This is a genomic window from Peribacillus acanthi (genome assembly GCF_003073175.1).
Lineage (GTDB): Bacteria > Bacillota > Bacilli > Bacillales > DSM-1321 > Bacillus_BN > Bacillus_BN acanthi.
The window spans coordinates 64001-84652 of the sequence record NZ_QBBX01000007.1 but is presented as its reverse complement, the minus strand read 5'-3'; the positions used below and the strand labels follow the sequence as shown (position 1 = coordinate 84652).

General features: G+C 34.4%; 15 protein-coding genes and 1 pseudogene. 1 reads left to right on the top strand and 15 read right to left on the bottom strand.

Going from position 1 to position 20652, the window contains the following annotated elements; translation table 11 throughout:
- Positions 1 to 21 precede the first annotated feature (21 nt).
- Positions 22 to 816: a class II aldolase/adducin family protein gene (locus DBX25_RS08910; protein WP_205685197.1), complete on the bottom strand. Its 795-nt coding sequence runs from the start codon at positions 814 to 816 to the stop codon at positions 22 to 24.
- A 284-nt stretch (positions 817 to 1100) separates the two neighbouring features.
- Between DBX25_RS08910 and DBX25_RS08905 the strand changes: the two genes are divergently transcribed.
- A complete protein-coding gene (locus DBX25_RS08905) occupies positions 1101 to 1862 on the top strand; it encodes a DeoR/GlpR family DNA-binding transcription regulator (protein ID WP_108670436.1) in 762 nt (253 codons plus the stop codon).
- Between the two features lie 452 nt (positions 1863 to 2314).
- Here the strand turns inward: DBX25_RS08905 and DBX25_RS08900 are convergent, their stop codons facing one another.
- The 14 genes and pseudogenes from DBX25_RS08900 to DBX25_RS08835 form a co-directional block, all read right to left on the bottom strand.
- Positions 2315 to 2563, bottom strand: coding sequence for a hypothetical protein (locus DBX25_RS08900; protein WP_108670435.1), 249 nt, complete (start codon positions 2561 to 2563; stop codon positions 2315 to 2317).
- A gap of 12 nt (positions 2564 to 2575) precedes the next feature.
- Positions 2576 to 7534 (bottom strand): DNRLRE domain-containing protein, encoded by a 4959-nt coding sequence (locus DBX25_RS08895; RefSeq protein ID WP_108670434.1) that lies wholly within the window; start codon positions 7532 to 7534, stop codon positions 2576 to 2578.
- 394 nt (positions 7535 to 7928) lie between these two features.
- A complete protein-coding gene (locus tag DBX25_RS08890) occupies positions 7929 to 8483 on the bottom strand; it encodes an SMI1/KNR4 family protein (protein ID WP_108670433.1) in 555 nt (184 codons plus the stop codon).
- A gap of 140 nt (positions 8484 to 8623) precedes the next feature.
- A complete protein-coding gene (locus DBX25_RS08885; RefSeq protein WP_108670432.1) occupies positions 8624 to 8920 on the bottom strand; it encodes a hypothetical protein in 297 nt (98 codons plus the stop codon).
- A 171-nt stretch (positions 8921 to 9091) separates the two neighbouring features.
- Positions 9092 to 9520, bottom strand: a complete 429-nt coding sequence (locus tag DBX25_RS08880; protein WP_108670431.1) for a hypothetical protein — start codon at positions 9518 to 9520, stop codon at positions 9092 to 9094.
- A 291-nt stretch (positions 9521 to 9811) separates the two neighbouring features.
- Entirely contained in the window at positions 9812 to 10252 is a 441-nt protein-coding gene (locus DBX25_RS08875) for an ACT domain-containing protein (protein WP_108670430.1), read from the bottom strand.
- A gap of 113 nt (positions 10253 to 10365) precedes the next feature.
- Complete coding sequence (locus tag DBX25_RS08870; protein WP_108670429.1) at positions 10366 to 10752, bottom strand: DUF5071 domain-containing protein; 387 nt, start codon at positions 10750 to 10752, stop codon at positions 10366 to 10368.
- 197 nt (positions 10753 to 10949) lie between these two features.
- On the bottom strand, positions 10950 to 11483 hold the full coding sequence (locus DBX25_RS08865; RefSeq protein ID WP_108670428.1) for a hypothetical protein: 534 nt from the start codon (positions 11481 to 11483) through the stop codon (positions 10950 to 10952).
- 217 nt (positions 11484 to 11700) lie between these two features.
- Entirely contained in the window at positions 11701 to 12246 is a 546-nt protein-coding gene (locus DBX25_RS08860) for a GNAT family N-acetyltransferase (protein WP_108670427.1), read from the bottom strand.
- Between the two features lie 122 nt (positions 12247 to 12368).
- Entirely contained in the window at positions 12369 to 13208 is an 840-nt protein-coding gene (locus DBX25_RS08855) for a tyrosine-type recombinase/integrase (protein WP_108670426.1), read from the bottom strand.
- A gap of 235 nt (positions 13209 to 13443) precedes the next feature.
- A pseudogene (gene arsC / locus DBX25_RS08850) lies at positions 13444 to 13804 on the bottom strand (arsenate reductase (thioredoxin)).
- A gap of 16 nt (positions 13805 to 13820) precedes the next feature.
- Positions 13821 to 14114, bottom strand: a complete 294-nt coding sequence (locus DBX25_RS08845) for an aquaporin (RefSeq protein WP_240620221.1) — start codon at positions 14112 to 14114, stop codon at positions 13821 to 13823.
- Positions 14115 to 14212: 98 nt separating this feature from the next.
- Positions 14213 to 14968, bottom strand: a complete 756-nt coding sequence (locus DBX25_RS08840; protein ID WP_108670425.1) for a hypothetical protein — start codon at positions 14966 to 14968, stop codon at positions 14213 to 14215.
- 20 nt (positions 14969 to 14988) lie between these two features.
- On the bottom strand, positions 14989 to 20571 hold the full coding sequence (locus DBX25_RS08835) for a DNRLRE domain-containing protein (RefSeq protein WP_240620220.1): 5583 nt from the start codon (positions 20569 to 20571) through the stop codon (positions 14989 to 14991).
- Between the last annotated feature and the right edge of the window lie 81 nt (positions 20572 to 20652).

Here is a 20652-nt window from a genome sequence, read left to right as displayed (position 1 = left end):
TTGCAGCAACTCTTACAATCGTTAATTCATCATTTTTTTCAAAACGTCTTCTGTTACCTTTTGTACAATCTTTTGTATCAAGTCCTCTTTATTTTTATCTTGATCAACTTTTTGCTGAATCTGTACATTTGTTTCACATACTGGAATCCCACCTGTTTTTATCCCCATTTTTTGACGAATATCAATCAAGTCCGAGATTTGGGTACAGTTTAATTCATTCACCTTATTGATGATATTGTTGGAGTACATCAACATCAAAGCATAATGTTCTAAAGATTCCATCCTATAGTATGCTTCTATGATATCTCTCCCCCAAGTTAGTGCACCATGATTAGCAAGCAAGACTGCGTTGTAATCTCTACAATATGGAGCAATTGAATCTGGAACCTCTTGAGTGCCTGGAGTTGCATAAGGGGCAACCGGCACTGTTCCTAAAATCACGACCGCCTCCGGTGAAACTGGTTGATCCAAACTGATACCAGCTATAGCAAAAGAAGTGGCTACTGGAGGATGAGCGTGCACCACTGCATTCACTTCTGGATTTTCACTATAGACTCGTAAATGCATTTTCACTTCAGAAGAAGGCTTCATCTTCCCAGAGAGTACTTTTCCTGACAGATCCATCTTCACCAACATATCTGGAGTCATAAAGCCTTTGCTGACTCCTGTTGGTGTGGTCCAAATCGTATTAGGGCCTACCTTTACTGAAATATTCCCATCATTAGCCGCAACAAAATTCTTATTGTATACACGTCTACCAATCTCACATATTAACTTTTTCGCCTCAAAATCTGAGGGGTAATTATTTCTAATCATGATGTTAACTCCTTTGATTATCCGTCAAACTAATTCTTATAAATTCTATTACATTGGTTTTCTCCCAGTTTTATACTTCAATTTTCTTATTTAGTCGTTGCCTTGTCAATTTATTATTTTGTTTTATAGTTATTTTATGTGGTTTTATTTCCGTTTTTCCTTAAAAACAAAAATAAATTCTGTAAATCTTATGTTCTATTCTAGTTTCTTCGATTTGTTTTCCAAAAAAACAGAACATGATGATATAATAATCACACAAATCTATTATGTTTAAGGAGCTCAAAATGCTGCCAATAGCACGGAAAAATAAGATAAAAGAATTGATTGTGGAGAAGAAGAGCGTCACAGTTTCGGAACTTACTTCCATATTCAACGTAACTGAAGAAACAATCCGTCGAGACTTAAAACAATTAGAGGATGAGGGATTTCTTAATCGGACATATGGGGGTGCATATATCTCCGAAGGCGTCCAAAACGATGTAGATGTCACAATTCGGGAATTCGTCCATGTGGAAGGTAAACGTAAAATTGCCTCCAAATGTCTTTCTTACATAAAGAATGGTGACTCCATTTTCTTAGATGCATCCACCACTTCATTAGTAATTGCCTCAATGCTTAAAGAATTAAAACTTACAGTAGTAACTAACTCCATTAAAGTGGTATCTACTTTAATGGATAACCCTAATATACGTCTTGTTATCATTGGAGGTACTCTAGCCCATTCCTCCTTATCAAACCTCGGAAGAAATGCAGAGTACAATATGAAATATTACTTTTTTGACACAGCCTTCATTTCTTGCCGATCAGTAAGCATGCAACATGGCATCACTGACTCTAACGAACAGCAAGCAGGCATCCGGAAGCTCGCAGCTGAACATGCCAATAACGTATTCCTGGTCGCAGACTATACGAAATTTGACAAGACTTCTTTCGCAAGCATTTGTGGTTTCGATTTGATTGATACGGTTGTTGTAGACGAGAAATTAACTGCAGACTGGCATTCCTTCTTACAAGACCAGAATGTCAGCTTGGTAGAGTGTGAATAACTGAGAAATGGCTCTGTTAAATGGTATTGTTGATTTTTTATTAGATAAAAAGCCGGTTTTTATACCGGCTTATTGATTTCCTTATTGAACTAAAGCCCCCTTTTGTTTAAGTGATATGTTTCACAATGTAAAAACTATGTATACATAATTGGAAAGCCAATAGCTCATTTTAGTTAATAATAAAACCAATTAGAATAATTGAAAAAAAACCGCATTCATTTTGAATACGGTCTACTATTTTTGAAAAAACTTTTGGCCACAATTGTTTTATTAATTCATTTGCAATAAGTATTGAATGAAAATTTATTGGATATAAATAAATTCTCTAACTCCAATTTCCAAATTTAGGTGTAATATTGCGTATTATATATCTGTTTAAGATAATATCATATACCTTTCCTATCCAGTGATTATTCATCGAATTCTATCCAAAAAAGCATAAGGTTATTGTATTAGAGACTATCCTTATACTTATCTGGTAAATTTGTTTCATTTACATGTTTCAATAATAATTCCTGAAGGTTTTTGTGCATGGATTGTAGCTCATCTAATTTACATCCAGTTATTTCATAAATTTCGTTTTCTCCACATTTATCCAAAACATATTTCATACAACTTTCATATACTTCAATTTCATCCTGAGAAAGTTTTAATTTAAAAACAGTACAATATGAAATTTCTTCATGACTTAAATACTCCATAATTACCTCCAATTATTTATACATATCAATTATTTGTTGAGCTTTTGCAGATGTAGGATAGTTATATCTTCCTTGCCTAATTAATGTTTGAACATTTCTATCTGTTCTTGTCAAAGTTGTAATATGTCTTTGACCATCTGGTGAAAGAACATGAACTCTACCATTTCCACCGCGAATAATAATATTTCCGTTATCTTCAATCAAAATATCTTTAGTCTTAGCTCGCTGAAGGTCATTTACTACTTGACCAACGGGTCTGTTTGAATTTTCTTTTCTATAAACTGAGTGTTTAGTTGAATCAGGTTTCCCTTTACTATTGTTACTGCTACCGTTTCCGCCTTTTGGGGGGCCAAATGGACCATTAGCATCAATCTTTTGTTTTTGTCTTCCAGTTGTTCCCTCAGGGTCTTCAAGCATGACTGGATTATTTAATACATAACTATAACCATTCTGTGTTAAAGGATTGTCTAAATTCCCACGTACAGGATCAATGGACAAGAATACTCCATTATCTGGATTATAATATCTAGCCAATAAATAATACAACTTTGTATTCTCATCGTAACGATACCCAGCATATCGATATGGGTTTTCAGAAGCCATTAGACCAGTCTGTGTTAATATATTCCCCCAAGCATCATAGGTATATGATGCAACAATGTTTCCATTTTCATCGGTTAATCCAAGTACATCCCCATGATGATTGTTTAGGTAGTAATAGTTTTGACTACCTATAGTCATTGTTAATGGATAACCAAAATCATCATATGTGTATTCTTTTATGACTTGGTTATTTTCATCTGTTTCATAAAGAACTTTATCGCCATCATAAAAGTAATAAGTGGTTCCTTTTGCTGTTGTGGAACTCTTTCTTTTTCCTTCTTCATCATAGGTATATGTCGCAATTACTTCTTGATTTGAGCTGACTTGCTCTAACTGATTAAAATCATTAAATTTGAAGGTTCTGGTACCGTCACTTTGCAAATTACCATTCTTATCATAGAAATAAGGAATGTTACCAACTGTTTCTAGCTGGTTTGCATTGTTAAATGTATAATTGACGATTGAGGTATTCCCATTTTTTGTGATACTTTTACTCTTTCGATTTCCAATTGTATGGTAATCATAAGAAATAACTGTACCATCTGGAAGAGATTCAGACTTTAACTGATTTAATTCATCATAGGTATAATCTGTTGTCCCACTATCAGTAGTGATAGTTTGAATATTCTTGTTCTTATCATATTTATAGCTCGCATTGTAGTACAATTGATTAGATTGATTAGATTGATTATGGATCTTGTAAGTATCCACCATACCATTGATGTAACCAATATCCATCATAATACCATTTGAATACGTTATTTTATTGGGATGGCCATTATCATGATAAGTAGTAGTGGCAAGAATCTGATCGTTTCTTTTCACTTCTTTTGTGCGATACAGTCCATCAGGAACATAATTAATTTTTACAGAAGGATTAGTCCCAATCTGATACTTGACTTCGGAATTGTACTCTACTCCTGAATAGGAGTATTCCATTTTATGAACGCCCTCAGTCACCAATTTCAACAAATCATTATTATAATATTCGAAAGTTTTGTATGGGGCAGTTCCACGCTTGATGCTTTTTAATTGAGTCTTATCATAGATATATTCCCATTTGAGGGTTTTACCCGTCCCTTCATCTAGATACACATGGGAGATACGATTCATATTATCGTAATCAGTAAAAATCTTGTGTGTATTTGGAAGTAAAATCTCTTTTAAGTTTCCATTTGGATAATATGAATAGTTGATTATGTTACCAATAGCGTTTTCTTCTATTTTAAGAAGATTTTGTCCATTAAAATCATAGCTAGATAATTGAACATTAATCGCCTCATTATCTGTGCTAATGATATCGGTGATATTCCCATTCGAATCATAGGCATATTTAATCTTTTGATCTTTTTCCTCGATAATAGGGTCGGTGACTTCTTCCATCTCATTTTTCTTGTTATTAACGTATGAATACTCATTGCTTTTTCCATCGATAGTATTCAATACATTCCCTTTTAAATCCGTAACAATTTTATTTTCAATAAATACACCGTCATTTTTTTGACTCTTATAAGTGATAGATTTATTCCCGTTGGCATAATCAATCGTGATAGATTCATTGGTGCCATCTGGATATGTTATCTTATTAATTTCCCCATAAACGTCGTAATCATAATTGGTTATTAACTTCTTCGTCGGAGTGCTGACATCTGGTATTTCCTCAATAGTATCCAAGTCACCATTCGCTAAATAGTTATAGGTAATGATTTTACCAGTAGAGTCTGTATGCGTTTTAATGTTGCTATAAGTGGTGTATGTAAATGTTTGGGTCTTGTTTTCAGGGTCTTCTGTGTGCAAAAGATTCCCATTGCTATCAAAATCATTGGTTGTGATTTTTCCATCTTCATTAACTGTTTTAATATTATAGTTGGCATCTAATGTGTAAGAGGTTGTCGAACCATTTGGTTCCACTATTTTAATAACTACATAGTTTTCATTCGTAGTATAAGTAGTTTTATTTTCTACTGGATCCGTCACAACTGATTGTTTTAATTCTGTATTTAGATTATATGTGGTACCCGGTCGATCTGGTGGGACTTGAATTCCGTTAAACTCTTGCGGCTCTTGGACTTTTTCTAAATACCCGTTTTTATACGTGTAATCTGTCTTTCTCTTATTTGGATCCTCTATTTGTGATAACAAATCATCATCATTATAATGAAATGATGTAATGGTAATGGTCCTTTCACCTGTTGTATCATCTTCTTCTTTTAATTCCTCAACAGTTGATAATTTAGTGCCATCGTATTTGTAAGTAAATTCGCTACCTTCAAAAGTTATAGTTTTGATCAATCCATTTGAATAATATGCAAATTCAATACTTTTACCTAAACCCTTACTTAAATCCGTATTAATTCGTGTTAATTGAGTAGCATTGTACTCATAATTGATTTTATTGTTGTGCAAATCAATTTGAGAGTCTATGTTAGCAACTTGGACATCTGTGTCAGGATTTATTGACCTAATCTTAAAGACGGATTTAATCCCATACTTATCTGTCATCGTGTAAGTATCGGAACTAGTTTTTTTGATTGTTAAATATTTTCCTGGACCTGAATAGTAGGTTGCAGTTGGTCCATCGTATGTGAATTCATGGTCTGTCCCGTCTTCGTCCTGATAGTTTAAAACATTAGCTGTCCCTTTAATGTTTAAGTACAATTTTTCATTTCCTGTGAAGGTCCATCCAAGTCCTAAAGCAGAGCTTTCTAAGGATTTACTGTTATAAGTCCTTGTGAATTGGAAGTCGAATCCACCATGACCTAAAACATATGAGTCATCATATTGAATGATATTGTTCAATGTGGTTAAGTTCGAATAACTGGTTCCACCTACTAAAGGATGGGAATCATAGGGCCAATATCCTTCTAGACCTAATCTTGCAATCGTACGGTAAGTCACGACCAATAACGGCTTATACTTGGCTGCCACGGTATGTTCGCTGGCCACAAATTTCTTATAGATATTGATAGCTTCCGTATCACTCTTTAATAGAAATCCATAGTTTGAAGAAGGTGAATTCTTCCAATCCTCTATGATCGATGTGGAGATTCTAAAGTTCTTCATATCTTGATCAAGAGTAGATGGTGCTGTTAAACCACTTACAGTCGCTAGCTTATTACTAGTTACATAGTCTCCCCCTTGGCTGGTCCAAGGAATGAAACTAGGGAGCTTCTTCGCATAGGTCCATGAAGCTTCATTTTCAGCCCAGTCTTTAGACATTTTATAAAGACTCACATCAATTGGAGAACTATTATTAGTCGATGAGAACCATAAGTTTAGACTAGATCCTAGAATCGTAGAATCCAATGGAATAGACGATAAATCAAATTTAATGAGCGAACGGATTACGTTCCCACTACTTGCTCCTCCACCTAATTCCCAGTCATCTCCCCCTGTTTGAGTCGGAAAGCTGCTGCGAAGATTCGTATCCTCTACAAATGGAGTTGATTGAAGTCTAACAATTGTTGGATCAATCGTGATGGGATACACACGATCTGGATCTTCTAACCAACTTATATTTGGGACAATATGTAGATACAATTGATTATCGATAACTTCGTGTTTCAATTCTACATCATAGGATTTGGCTTCTTCAGGTATGGACTTTATCCCCTCTGTGGATACAAATCCATTTGGGATATAAGAGTCGTACATATAAGGAGTTTCAAAATAAAACAAAGGTTTATTCGTCTCAACATCGTATAGATATAGGACTCCCGCTTGTTCCTTAACTTTTAAACCTTCTAAATTCATTTTGTAGGTGAATTGTTCTGGGAATCCATCTGTCGGTTTATCAGTATATATAATATCTTCTTTGATTCGATCTGATCCCACCGTATATTGTATATCTATGTCTGAATAGATATTAGGATAGACAACAGATTCTTCTTTAACAACAGCTCCAACCTCGGCAGGTTCTTCTTGGGTATGTTGAAGAGGTTCCATGGTCAATTGAGCAGAAATGTTATCTTCTGCGATTTCCATAAGAGGTTTGCTAGATTCCTGTTGTTGATCAAACTGAACGGTGAAAGCATTGGCTTTATTTTCGTAGACACCCTCAGTGTTATTAGAAACTATTTTATTATCAATGGGTTGCCACTGGTTTTTTTCATCCTTGAAATGAATAGGCTCTTGCGATATTTCAGCTCTATGAGTGCCATCCTCATTCAAGTATGTTTTGGAATTCTCTGTCCTAAGGCTAATAATTTCTTTGTTATCATCTACTACTATTGGATTGGAAATTGGGGATTCTTTTTCTTCAGCAGAAACGATTGAAACTTGTCTAGCTGGTAGAATACTGACCATCATGGCTAGTATTATCAAAAGTGTAAGCCCTTTCAATCCTTGATTTTTAATTGTCTCTTTCATGTTGGTAATCCTTTCTCTTGTTGTATTGATGGTTAACCAAACAAGATTCTAACACCTTTTGAGTCAAAATTCTTTAAAATTTCATAAATTTCAAACAGGTAAGTTTTGCCTATAAAACGTTTCTGTTTTTGATAGATTAATTTAAATACTATAGGATTGAATGTAGGCAAAAAAAAAAGACCCCTTTCACGGGCTGTCCCATATATTTGTATATTCTTTTATGAGAAATTCAGCATGAATCAAGATAATCTATTTTTTTATTTTGAACCATCTTAAAACTCACAATTATCCTTAACCTTATTGTGCTAACCTGCCCCTTTAGTCTAATAAAAAAGCCACCATTACAGCTGGTGGATCTTAAACTAATACCCCAATAGTTACATATGAAATAAGACTATGATAATTCATAGTAATTTTCAGCTGTATAAATAGACCACGACCAAAACTTTGCTCCTGAGCTAATGATAAATCTATCCAACCATAATTCAAAGTTCATTTTTAATGGAATTGCCTCTTCAAACTGTTCTATATGATCTTTCCAAAATAAATAATTCTTTTTCTTCTCACTATAATGCTTTGAATTTATTACAATATTGTCTTGATAAATGTAGGCTATATCAAAACATCCTTCAAATTCATCGTAATGTTCATTTAAATCAATTATCTGTTCAAGACTATAAAGTTCGATTTCTCCACCAGATTCAATATCATCAAATAATCGACATCCATTAGAAATTTTTAGAAACTCTTTATAATCATTTGGTAAGATTAATCCTGTTTGTCTTTCAAAATTCTTTATTTCCTCATCACTTGCTGGTGGATTAAATGTACATTTCACCCTGGATAAATAACCTTCCTCTCCTTGGATTTGAATAATATTGTCATTTTCCTTTAATCGTTTTTTTAACGTATTTAAAGTTTGTTTAACAATACTTCCTTCTTCAACCACTTATATCAACTCTCCTTTTATTATTATTTCAGCTTTCTTCCTCTCAAATTACTAAGATTGTTCTCTTAATAATATCATTCCTAATTGAACTATCCTGCCCCGTTTGTACAATAAGCGTCTCAATAAAAACTTTAATCCTTCTAATCGTCTCTTTTGTCTTTATCTGGCGGTTTAACAAATACGTCTTCTCCTGGTTCAAACCCTTCTGGGTCCCAGTTTTTCTCTTCGTATTCTTCTTTTTCAAAAATGTTTCTTAAAAATGCGATTGCTTCTTGCCAAGATGAGAAAACCTGAAATGAATATGGTGGTTGACCTATGTCATTCCAAACTGCCCAACTTTTAATTGGCAGCTCAGTGGCACTCCATTGAGCATCTTCTGGAATACGGAAAACAAAATATGTATTTGCAGAAGCAGATTTCCAATCAGAAAAACCCATTTCCCTAGCAAGCTCATCATATTTATTAAAGAATAAATTTCTAAAAATTTCACCTCGCTCCTTTCTTTAAGAGCCGATTGTTAATCAACTAAACTTCCCCGTTTATACAATAGAAACTTCTTATCGTATTCAATTAAAAAGAGCGATTATCCTTCTGGATCACCGCTCTTGTTACTTCAATAAGAACTCTTCTTTCACTTTACCAAAGTCAACCCATAACACGTTATCGTTTACAGGATATCTTTCTTTTTTTAACCGATTTACAATAAGTTCTAGAGCTTCCTTTAGATTATTAATAAGGTATTCCTTTATTTCCTTCTCACCAATTCCTTCCCATTTAGAACGAGGCATACCTATATCAACTGTTATATATCGATGTTTTTTACTAAGCCTTAGTTTTTCACATCCCTCAAAATTCCAGCTACAAACATCTCCATCTACTCGTAAAAAAGGTGCAAATTCATCTAGTTGAGACGAGTATCTTTTATTACAAAATCTATCTAACAATTCTACTAATTCATTTAAATAAGGTTCTACAACTTTTGCTGCATCCCTACCACCAATATCAGCACCAAGTGTAATATAGTAACATAAATCCATTAATTTCTACTCCTTTTACTTACCCTTTTTTACTAAAGAAACATCCTTATTACAATAAATATAGCGATAATCCTTATTGAATCACCGTCCACCGTTAACTGTCGTTGCCCTCATACTTCATGCTTTGAAGCTCTTCTATTTCCATAAATCCAGAAGTAATACCATTTCTCTACTCCTTCTTCATGCACTATCTTGTTCAACTTTCCTGCCATTTTTGTTCAATAAGTAAAAAAGCCACCTTAACGGCAGCTCCTGATCTTAAATTAACACATGCGTAAGTTATATATACTATTAATCAAAAGCGCAATAAATGGCTTTGAAAGCTTCTTCTTTATTCTTCGATTCTATAAGAACCCACATAGTATTGTGATTATCAGCAAATTGTAAAACTTTAATATTCTTATTAGATAAAGCAGTTATTACTTTTGAAACAATACCAGGTACTCCAGTAATCTCTGCTGTTCCATCAATTGTTATTTTCGTACAATTACTAGTGATTTCAGGTTTATATCCATTTTCATGCATAATACCTACTGCTTCTTCTGCAATCTCATTTTTTAAAGTAAATAAAACTGTATCTGATGTAGAAGTTACAAAATCAATACTAATGTTTGATTGAGTAAATAGATTAAGTAAGGTAACTAAAAATTTTTCTTTATAACCATTATTCTCAAGTTTAACTTGTATTATATTTGATTCAAGATCGATGTTTGTAATCAATGATTGGTTCATAAAAACTCCTATTGTTATAGTTTATTATCTTAATTTTATTAAAAAAATAAGAGTAAATAAACATTTTCTTATTGAACTAAACTGCACCTATAGTTTCACAATGATTTTTAGTTTTAGATTGTCTTTAGAATTTCTTTTGCAATTTCATTAAGTTCTTCGGCTAATTCATTTTCCGTTGGCTTTTCAGCTACTCTTGTTAGATATTCTTTAAAGTGGACTTTTGACTCTACTGGTAATTCAATAATCAAAAAGTGTAGGATAAACCACTTCCAGTTATCATCATCTGTAGATAAAACATCTTGCACATGGGGAACTATCTCTGTAGGAAATGTTAATAAAATCTCCAATATGGCAGGAGCAACTGGCCAGTTCATATCCTGAATAAATACGAGGAGGTCAGGCAATAACGGCAATATATTATTTCTATCCAGCTTTTTAATTTTTTCAACCCTATTAAAATCATTTTTATTTCTTGGAATGAGATCCTTATAGCTTTTCACCTTAACCACTCCACAGTATTTTATTGATGATCATATAATTTTACTCGTTATTGAACTACCTTGCCCCTTTAGCAAACAAACAAAAGACCACCGCAGCAATCACCCTCATTAACTCTTGCCCCCGTAAGTTGAACAAGAAAAGTTGCCAAAATAACAACTCTGATTTTCAACTCTCCTGTTAGTAAATATATAAGCACTTAGATTTTCAAGTCGTATATCTTATCTTGATGAACACCCATAGTTATAAATCTGACTTTATCCTTCATTTGCAATGCCTCTGGCCCACAATAATAACTTCCAATCTTCTTAAAACCTTTGAGAACTTTCTTTCTAAAATCCTTATAGAGTTCTAATGATATATTCTCTTTTGAACTCGTTGATATATGGCCACAAATAAGAAAGTTTTCTTTATGCATACCACCAGGCCAAAAGACGATTGATGAGCCATTGATTCTTTGATCAACAGCAAACTTTAATCCTCCTCTTTGTTGATGTACTTCTCTAATTTGCAATTCAATATTTTGGTCTAGTACAAGATAACTTTCAGATATATGGTTCCCAGAATGATTAATACCAAAGTCACCAATTTCACTAAAAGATGTATATATTGGAACTTCCTTATTATCAAACAATCCAGTTCTAACATATTTCACGTTGCGAGTGAATGTTAACTCTTTGAGCCCTTTTTCTAAATCAGCTTTAGTAGCAAAGAAATGTACCTCTTTTGACATACTACCTCCATCTTTTATTATCACGTTTTGATTTGATCCGTTTATTAATTTGGGGATAAAGAACTTTTCTAGAATCTATGAATGAAATAATTTAACAGGAAATCCAAGAACTCTTCTTCAGCTAACCTGCCCCTTTACTACAATAGGAAAAGCCGCCACAATGACAGCCTCGATTTTATCTATTCTCTATTTCGCTAAATTAGCTTATATTTATAAATTAATAAATTTTTGTTTTATATTCTCTATCTAAGATACTCATAATCACATCTGTTTCATATTTACCTTCTATTAAAGCCCCTTCTCTTTCTATCCCTTCTTGAGTAAAACCGCATTTTTCATAGCACTTTATTGCACGTTTATTATATTGAAGGACTCGTAAATCAACTCGATGTAGTTTAAGTTCATCAAAGGCATATTGCAACACTAATTGAGTTATTTCTGTTCCTAATCCTTTACCCCATACTGATGGATCAAAAATCCCCACAGCATAACGTGCACGGTTATCTATTTCACTGACCGATAGCCTTCCTTGTCCGATTAAGCGACTTTCAAATTCTACACACCATTCAAGTTTATTAGCACGGATGGTATCAACAAACTTTTGTGCTTCTTCAAAGGTTTTGGGTTTAATATTCCTTGTATCTCCACCATACAATCTTATGAGTTCTTTACTACTCTCTACCTGATAATAATCCATAACATCACTTTCTATTGGTTGCCGCAATAACACATTTTTACCTTGTATGACTGGAGCTACATTCATATAAAAACCACCCTTTTTCTATGGATAATTTTTATATTCTGCTAATTTCTAAATAATTCCTTCTTCTACTTAACTGCCCCGATAGTTCAATAAAAAATGCTGCAATAGCAGCACTTGAGTAATTAAAAGAACTTTTTATACAATTCACGTCTCAGTTGTCCACTTAGATAAGCGTACACTCTAGTTGTTTCGCTCTTTTCATGTCCCAATAAATTTTGTATTACTTCTAAAGGTGCTCCATTATTAATTAATGTAGTAGCATAACTATGTCTTAATTGATGTGGATGAATACATTTATTGATTCCTGCTCTTAATGATATTTGTTTTATAACGTATCTCATTTGTGCAATGCTCATCCGATGAGGTGCCCTAATTGTTACAAATAGGGCTTGTTGATCATCTTTTCTTTCTTCTAAGTATCTTTTTAACCAAATACTACATCTAGTGTTAAAATACACTTCTCTTTCTTTTTTACCTTTTCCAAACACAATTACGGACTGTTCCGAGAAGTTGATCGAATGTCTATCTAAGCTTACAACTTCTCCTATCCTGCAACCAGTTGAATACATAAACTCAAATAATGCTTTCTCAAAAGTAGTATCACATGCTTCACGTAGCAATTCAATTTCCTCTTCCGTTAAGAACTTAGGGATTCTACTATCAAGCTTAGGCTCTTTTATTGATGCCACAGGGTTGGTTGTAACATAATTCTCATCTAGGGCCCATTTAAACAAAGATTTTATAAAACGGATTCGATGACAAAGACTTGAAGCTTTCAACTCCGTAGCTACTTTTCCAAGATAAAGTTTAATAGATTCAGTCGTAAAATCAGTAATATTGACATCACCAAAAAAATTGATTAATAAGGATAATTGGACACTATACGCTTTTAAGGTTTGAGAAGAATAGCCTTGAATTTGTTTATCTGCTTTATATAGTTGCCACGCCTCAGATACAATCATTGTAATAACTCCCAGTTCTTTTTACTGGCAGTATTCACCTAAAAAACATAAATTATACTAGTTTAATAACTTTATTATTGAGTTATTGCCCCCGTTAGTTTAAGTGAAAGTTTTCACAAATTAAATTTAGGCAACTTAAAAGCCAAGGTATGGACTACCCTGGCTTTTTGGTTCAAGGTAATTCGCCTGTTTTTGCAAAGCGTTCAATACGCTTGCCAATCTCATCACGAACACGTTAGAATGCCCATTTCTCTTCTTCTGTTCCCCTCAGCTTTTGCAGGATCATCGAAACCCCAATGTTCCTTTTTGATATGTGAAGGTGTAACAGGACAATGATCTGCAGCATGACCACAAAGGGTAACGACTAAATCAGCATTATATAAGTTATTTGGATCTATTACATCTGATGTTTGATTTGAAATATCAATGCCTATTTCTTTCATGGCTTTCACAGCATTAGGGTTTAATCCATGTGCTTCAAGTCCAGCGCTTTTAACTTCCCATTTGTCAGCTAAGTGCTTTTTTGCCCATCCTTCTGCAATTTGGCTTCGGCAAGAGTTCCCAGTAGAATAGAAATAGATCGTTTTTTTAGACATGTTTGATATTCTCCTTTTAGTCATGAAGTATTTTATATATGAATGCTGCACAAACGGCACCCAATATTGTTACAACAATATTGACCCAAAGATGTTGAAGTGTTCCTGATACGATTGCTGGACCCATTGACCTTGCAGGATTCATTGAAGCACCACAAATCGGACCTGCAAACATGTCTTCTAAGCCTACTGTTGTACCAATAGCCAATCCTGCAAAGGATTTACAGCTTTTCCATGAACTGCTGAACCGAAAATAACCATCATCAAGAAGAATGTAAGGATTAATTCTAAAATATACGATTGTTCCCATGAACCACTTGGTAAGGTAGCACCTAAAAAGGGGAGACATTAAGGCTTCTTTCGACAGCCTTAATGTCTCCCCTTTAAATACAATAACCTAATTTTTATTTACTTAATTTCAGGTACATTCTTTTGAATAGTTCTATCCCAATCCTCTGGGTTTTGAGATTTTGTAAAGATCTCCATTTCCTCTGGATTACCAAAAGAATCAAAACCCAAATGTTGTTTTGCATTGGTTTCTAATTCATTTGAATCTAACAATTGTTTAATAGGTTGTTCCGTAAGAAAAGTGATAATTCCTTCATTAGATAGGAATTCAACCTTTTCCCATGGAAATGAAGAAATCTTTTCTTCCCCAAAGAAATCTACAAATAATTTCCCAAAGTAGTTGCACCAAAATACCCCAGGTAATCTATTATATAAAGTACCTGTTGTATGCTGTCTACTAACAACATTTGAATGGCTAACATATCCATAAACTGGTTCAGTTACTAAAACACATTCTTTAAAAAGTGTTATTATTTCCTTTTCGAATTTTTTAAACGTCTTTATAGGAAAGAAAAAAGTCAAGGTACTTAACTGACTTCGATTAGGATAATTCCACCAAGAAACAATAAATTCAAAAGAAGGAGATTTGGATTTCCCTAAGAATCCACCGGCTGTCCATTCCTCTTCTTCATCTTTACATTCCTCTACTTCTGTCCACATTTTAAGAGCTTTTTCAAAAGTATATACTTCTCTAAGTGGTTCATATAATCCAATTTTTTGAATAGATAAATTTAACTGTTCTAATTGTTTTAACACACACTCTGCTATATTGGCTGTACCTATATGTTTTGTAGTATATATTTTAACTTCAATCATTTGAAAATCCTCCATGAATACTAAAGAGATATATTAACATATCTTCCATCTATTGTTCTTTTTCTAATATACCCCCCACTATCTTTAATTACCTCTTTGACTGGCCTACTTATATAAACATTTCTATGGGAAACAATAAGAACAATTTTTCTTTTTCCCCTATTTCTTTCATAATTTCTAAACTGGCTGTTTTTATAAACAGAAATTGCGTCTTTAATTTCATAAATGGTTTTTGAGGTTAAAGCATCTGGAATGCTACTTCCAATTTTTGATGATTTATTCTTTTTTAATCCTAATTCTTCAAGAACCATAGCTTCATAGTCCTTACCCCTTTTTAATTGTTTAGGGCTTGGGCTTCTTAAAATTGGCTTACTATTTGTTGGTATTCTTAATCTTCTGTCCCCATCAGGATCGATATAATTTACCGGATCACTTTGAGTATATAGATATTGATTTAAAGAAGTTGGCTCATCATCATATCCATGGAAGTTATCCCTTGTTATAAATCGAGCTGTATTTGGATCATAATAGCGAGCCATCAGATAGTAAAGTCCAGTTATTTCATCATATCGGTAACCAGCATATCTATATGGATTAGACGAAGCCATTGTTCCTGTTTGAGACGTAATGTTACCCCAAGCATCATATTGATACTGAGCAACTGTAACACTATTGGTATCTGTAAGTGCAGTAACATCACCATGTCCATTTACATGGTAATAATATGTTACACCGTTCTTGGTCATACTAACCGGATTACCTTGGGCATCCCATGTGTAGGAAGCTACAATATTGTTATTAGCATCAGTCTCGTAAATCACTTTATCTTCACTATAGTGGTAGTTAATCGTTCCACTCGCTGTAGTCATACTTAAACGCTTGCCATCTTTATCATAGGTAAAGCTTGCCAAAGATGTTCCAGCAGAATTCTTCACTTCAATCAGACGGTTTTCTACGTCATAGATAAACGTTTTTGCTCCGTTATTTGTCAGGTTTCCATTTGGATCGTACGTATACGCTTGACCGTTGACAGCGGTAAGTTGGTTTGCAGCGTCATAAGTGTAATTAGTTGTCGTTGTATTTCCACTTTTGATTACAACCTTCTTCGTACGGTTACCAACTGCATCATACTCGTAAGAAATCGTAGATCCATCTACCAAAGTTTCCTGTGTTAACTGATTTAACGCATCGTATTGATAAGAAGCCGTACCAGCACTTGTGATTACACTAGTTTGGTTGTTATTGGCATCATAAGAGTACGTGTAGGTATACAATAATGCTCCAGCAACATTGTAATTTTTTAATGATTTCAAACGGTCAGCATCATCATACTCGAAAGCAGTATACGTACCATTCCCCTTTTTGGTAGAAATGACATTTCCACGCTCGTCGTAAATGAATTTCGCTTGGTTTACACCGTCCCGAGTTACTGCCGTCATCTCATTCAATGAATTGTAGCTATATCCATTGGTAATTGTCGTCGCACCTGAAATAACAGTTAATGAAGTAGGATTACCGTTATTGTCATAGGCATAATTAATCCTGTTTGACGCCCCTACAGCCTGTTGAGTAACACGGTTGTTTTTATCATAAGTAAAGCTTGTTGTTTTGCCCGTATTATCGGCATACCAAGAGATATTTCCGTTGGCATCATAACCCAATCCCCACTGTTTGATGCCATTATGGTAGATACCGTCCATCCTATTCAATGCGTTATAGGTGTAGGATACGGAGTCACCTTTCGGGAAAATCAGTTTTTTCGTATTCCCATTCTTGTCATATCCCATTTGAATCACTTGATTTAATGGGTTCTTAATCTTTGAAACCTGATTAAATTCGTTGTATTCGTAAGTGTTGACATTGTTTTTAGCATCTGTTAGAGTAGTTCGATTTCCAAATGCGTCATACCCATAGGACGTTGTTTTTAAATGAGCATCGGTTACGCTGGTAAGCAAATTACGTTTGTCATAGGCAAACGACGTGGTTTTTCCTTTTCCATCTGTAACACTTGTATTATTTCCAACTGCGTCATAGCTGAATTTCACGTTATTTCCAACGGTATTGTCCACTTCGGTGAGATAGTTTCCACCCGCGTCATAGGTGTTAAAGGTGTGAGAAGCTCCTTTTTCTAAACGCATCGCATCAAACCAAGCAGTACCCAACTGATCATTGTAGAGATAAAGCACATCAACGGAATTGAAAGCTTTCGTCGGTTTTACTTGTGCAGCCACATGCTGCCAATCTTCTGTTGTTTTGCTGAAAACATTAGCAAAAGTACCCACAGATAAATCTGTATAATTAATCTGGACTTGCACAACATAACTTCCACCATTGTAGTCAGCCCCTAATTGTTTCGACCAACCTGAGAGTGTCAATGGAGTAGTGGCATCTCCGGAAAGATTGATACGTTGCTTAATATATTTGTTTTTAGTCTTTTCACCAGTCAATTTTAATGAGTATGATCCAACATAGACGTTATCTTCACCAGTTGCGTTTTGATAAATACCGTCATTTGCTGACAGGTTGGAACTGTTTGTCCAGCCAAACGGAAGCTTATCGGAAGTCCCCGCATTTCGTTCAAAACTGGAGTTTTCAACTAAGTTAAATGCAGATAGAGTGGTTCCTTTCTCTACCTGAATTCCGTCAAAATATGCTGTTCCTGTTCCAGCATTAACTCCTGCAGCTACTGATATTTTGGTAGTACCCGGTGGTACATTATCAATTACTGATTGTAAACGGGTCCAGTCATGAGTACCTTTAAGTTCAGAAGAATATGCTGCTTCTCCCTTTTTTTCATTCTGATCGTTTAAAAATTCAAATTTTAATAGAGCTGTACCAGTTGTATTGTCCGTTTTTACAAACCCGCTTACAATATATTTTTCTCCTTCTTTGTAATTAAACGTATCAGTTCGGACTAATGCCCAACTAGATGGGTTTGAAATACTAACAGATTTACCACCAAATTTACTTGTATTCGACCAAGAGTAAGTAGCGGTACTATCCTTATCTTTTTCCTGTACCCAGTTATCTGGCCAATTGTTACTATCTTGATCTATTTCATAACTTGAATTCGCAATCAAGTTGTCTGCGGCAGACATAGGATGTGTATCATACTTTACATTTCCATTTGAATCATGCCTACTTGCAGACGTCTGAACGTTTGCGTCAGTCGATTCGATATTTTTGTTATTAGTATCGTAATCAGACGTACTAACGTTATTGTTAAAGTCCTGTTCCTTTACTAAGTTATTTTGACTATCGTAAGTGTAAGAAGCCGTTTGGTTTTCAGGAGTCTTTACGCTTGTAACGTTTCCATTCTTATCATAGGTGTACACCCACGTTGCTGTTCCGTTTGCCTTATTTGTATTGGCATCTTTAACTTCCGTTAAGTTATTGTTGTTGTCATAAGTATAAGAACTTATCGCTTTATTGGCAGCATCTAATGGATTTTCTGTTACCTGTACAACATTGCCATTGGCATTATACGTGTAATCAACTCGACGGCCTTCTCCATCAGTCACAGAAGTAACCAAATTGGTTGTATCATAAGCATAAACGCTTGTACTTGTTTGCTGAACTCCGTCGATTGTAATCGGACGGCTGATGGTTGAGATACGGTCAGATGTGTCATAATCGATTGTCGTTTTAATGTTACGAGCATCCGTAATTCCTGTGATGTTATGATCTGCATCATAAGTAAAAGTTGTTAATTTTCCTTCAGGATCAGTCACTTTTGTGAGGTTACTTGAAGCATCGTATGCATAACTCGTTACCCTGCCTGCCGGATCAGTCACACTTGAAACATATCCGTTTGTACCATAATTAACAGTCGTTTCCCGTCCAGAAGCATCTCGAACTTTTGTTAATTTTCCAGAAGTGTCATACACGTAAGTAGATGTATTATCATTTGTGTCGACAATTGAGCTGATTTTTCCATTACTGTTGAAGTTCGTTTTAGTGCCATCATTTCCGGTAATCGTATATGTTCCGTCAATGTTCTTGACTAAATCAAGGTAAATGCCACCAGCAGCTTCATAACCGCCTCCGACTTTTTCTCCAAAAATGTGACGAGTGTTATCTTCATCAATTAAAGTGATTGGTCCACTTCCTGAATCAACGATTAACGGTTCAAGATTAGTAATCCACCCGTATCCGAATAAACCTTTATAAGAAGATTTTCGACTATTGAAAGTTCGGGTTAGGCTTACAACTGGGCCACGTCCCTGAATCTCCACATCGGATTCCTGGTATACTAGGTTTCCATTTGCGGGGTTTACACTATCTTCCGTATTAGTCCAGAAGGATTCTTTACCAATAGCTTCCACTCGGTAATTAACCGTTAAACGGGGAGTGTTATTTCCACTATTAACTGAGTTAAATGACCGATATGGAGATGTACCTTCGTTTTGCTGTTTTAACATCATTCCATGATTAGCTTGGATTCCGTTATACCAATCTTTAGCAAGTTTAGTAATATCCCATTGCCAATAATCGTTTACTTTATTGTCCGTGGTAGTAGTTTCAGGTGTTCCTCCAATTGTTGGAGGTGTATTCCATGTTGCTGAAGCCCCAGTCCAACTACTGTTTACACGGAAAATGTCAATCGATGCAGTTGAAGTATCGCTCTTAGCTTGAAAAAGATTTAGAGATGCATCTGTAATAACACTATCACTTGGAAGGCTAGGAAGGTAAAATTGGATCAAGGACCGTGTTGAACCAAAATAACCATGATACCCTGTGTTCATAAATGTCTCGCTTGAAAAAGCTGAGGAAGGATAATTACTTGCAATAAAAGAATCACGGATAACATCCCATTCATTTATGGTTGGGTCGATCGTTACAGGATATTTAGTATTTGAGTCATTTAAAAACTCTTGATCAGCGATCACATCAACAAAAGTTGACCCATTTTCATTTCTAAGTTTAAGCGTAACCTTATCAGAATATTGATTATTACTATCTATCATGTATGGTTTTTCAAGGTACCATTTCAAATTACCTTTTTGATCTTTAAACACAATGGTTCCATCTTTTTGTGTTACAGCTGTTACTCCTTTTGCTTTTAACTTAAAGGAAAAAACATTGGTGCTTGGTAAACTATTTAGGATAATGTCTTCTTTAACTGCTAATCCTTTTACTTTATAACGCAAATCTATATTGTCATAAATGCCTGTATAAGTGATTTCATTATTTTTAACATTTCCCTTTACTTTTTTAGCATTAACGGGAATTAAAGAAATAGATTTTTTATCATTTTCTATTGTTACGACTTCTTCTTCATTAATTTCATTTGCAAAGGTGGTTATAACTTCGTTTGCCTCGTTTACATGTTTAGTTGGATTTTTCTCATCTTTTTTAAGTCTATTATTGATTTTTTTCCACTTTTTATCGTTGGAATCTTGATAATATTGAGGCTCTAAAAAGATTTCTTCTGTAAAACTCCCATCTGGATTCAAAAATCTTTTAGAGTATTGAGTTCGTTTACTCTCTAACTCTATTTTTTGTTTTGGAAGTTTCTTTGGTAATTCTCCAATATCCACAGTTACAGTTTGTTTTTTATTTTTTAGGGGTTCTTTTTGCTTCGCCTTGAGCAGCTTCTGCAAAATGAGGTCCAATGGAGCTAAAAATAAGAATGAGAGAAAGTATAATAGCTATACTACGAAAAAAAGGTTTGTATGATGACA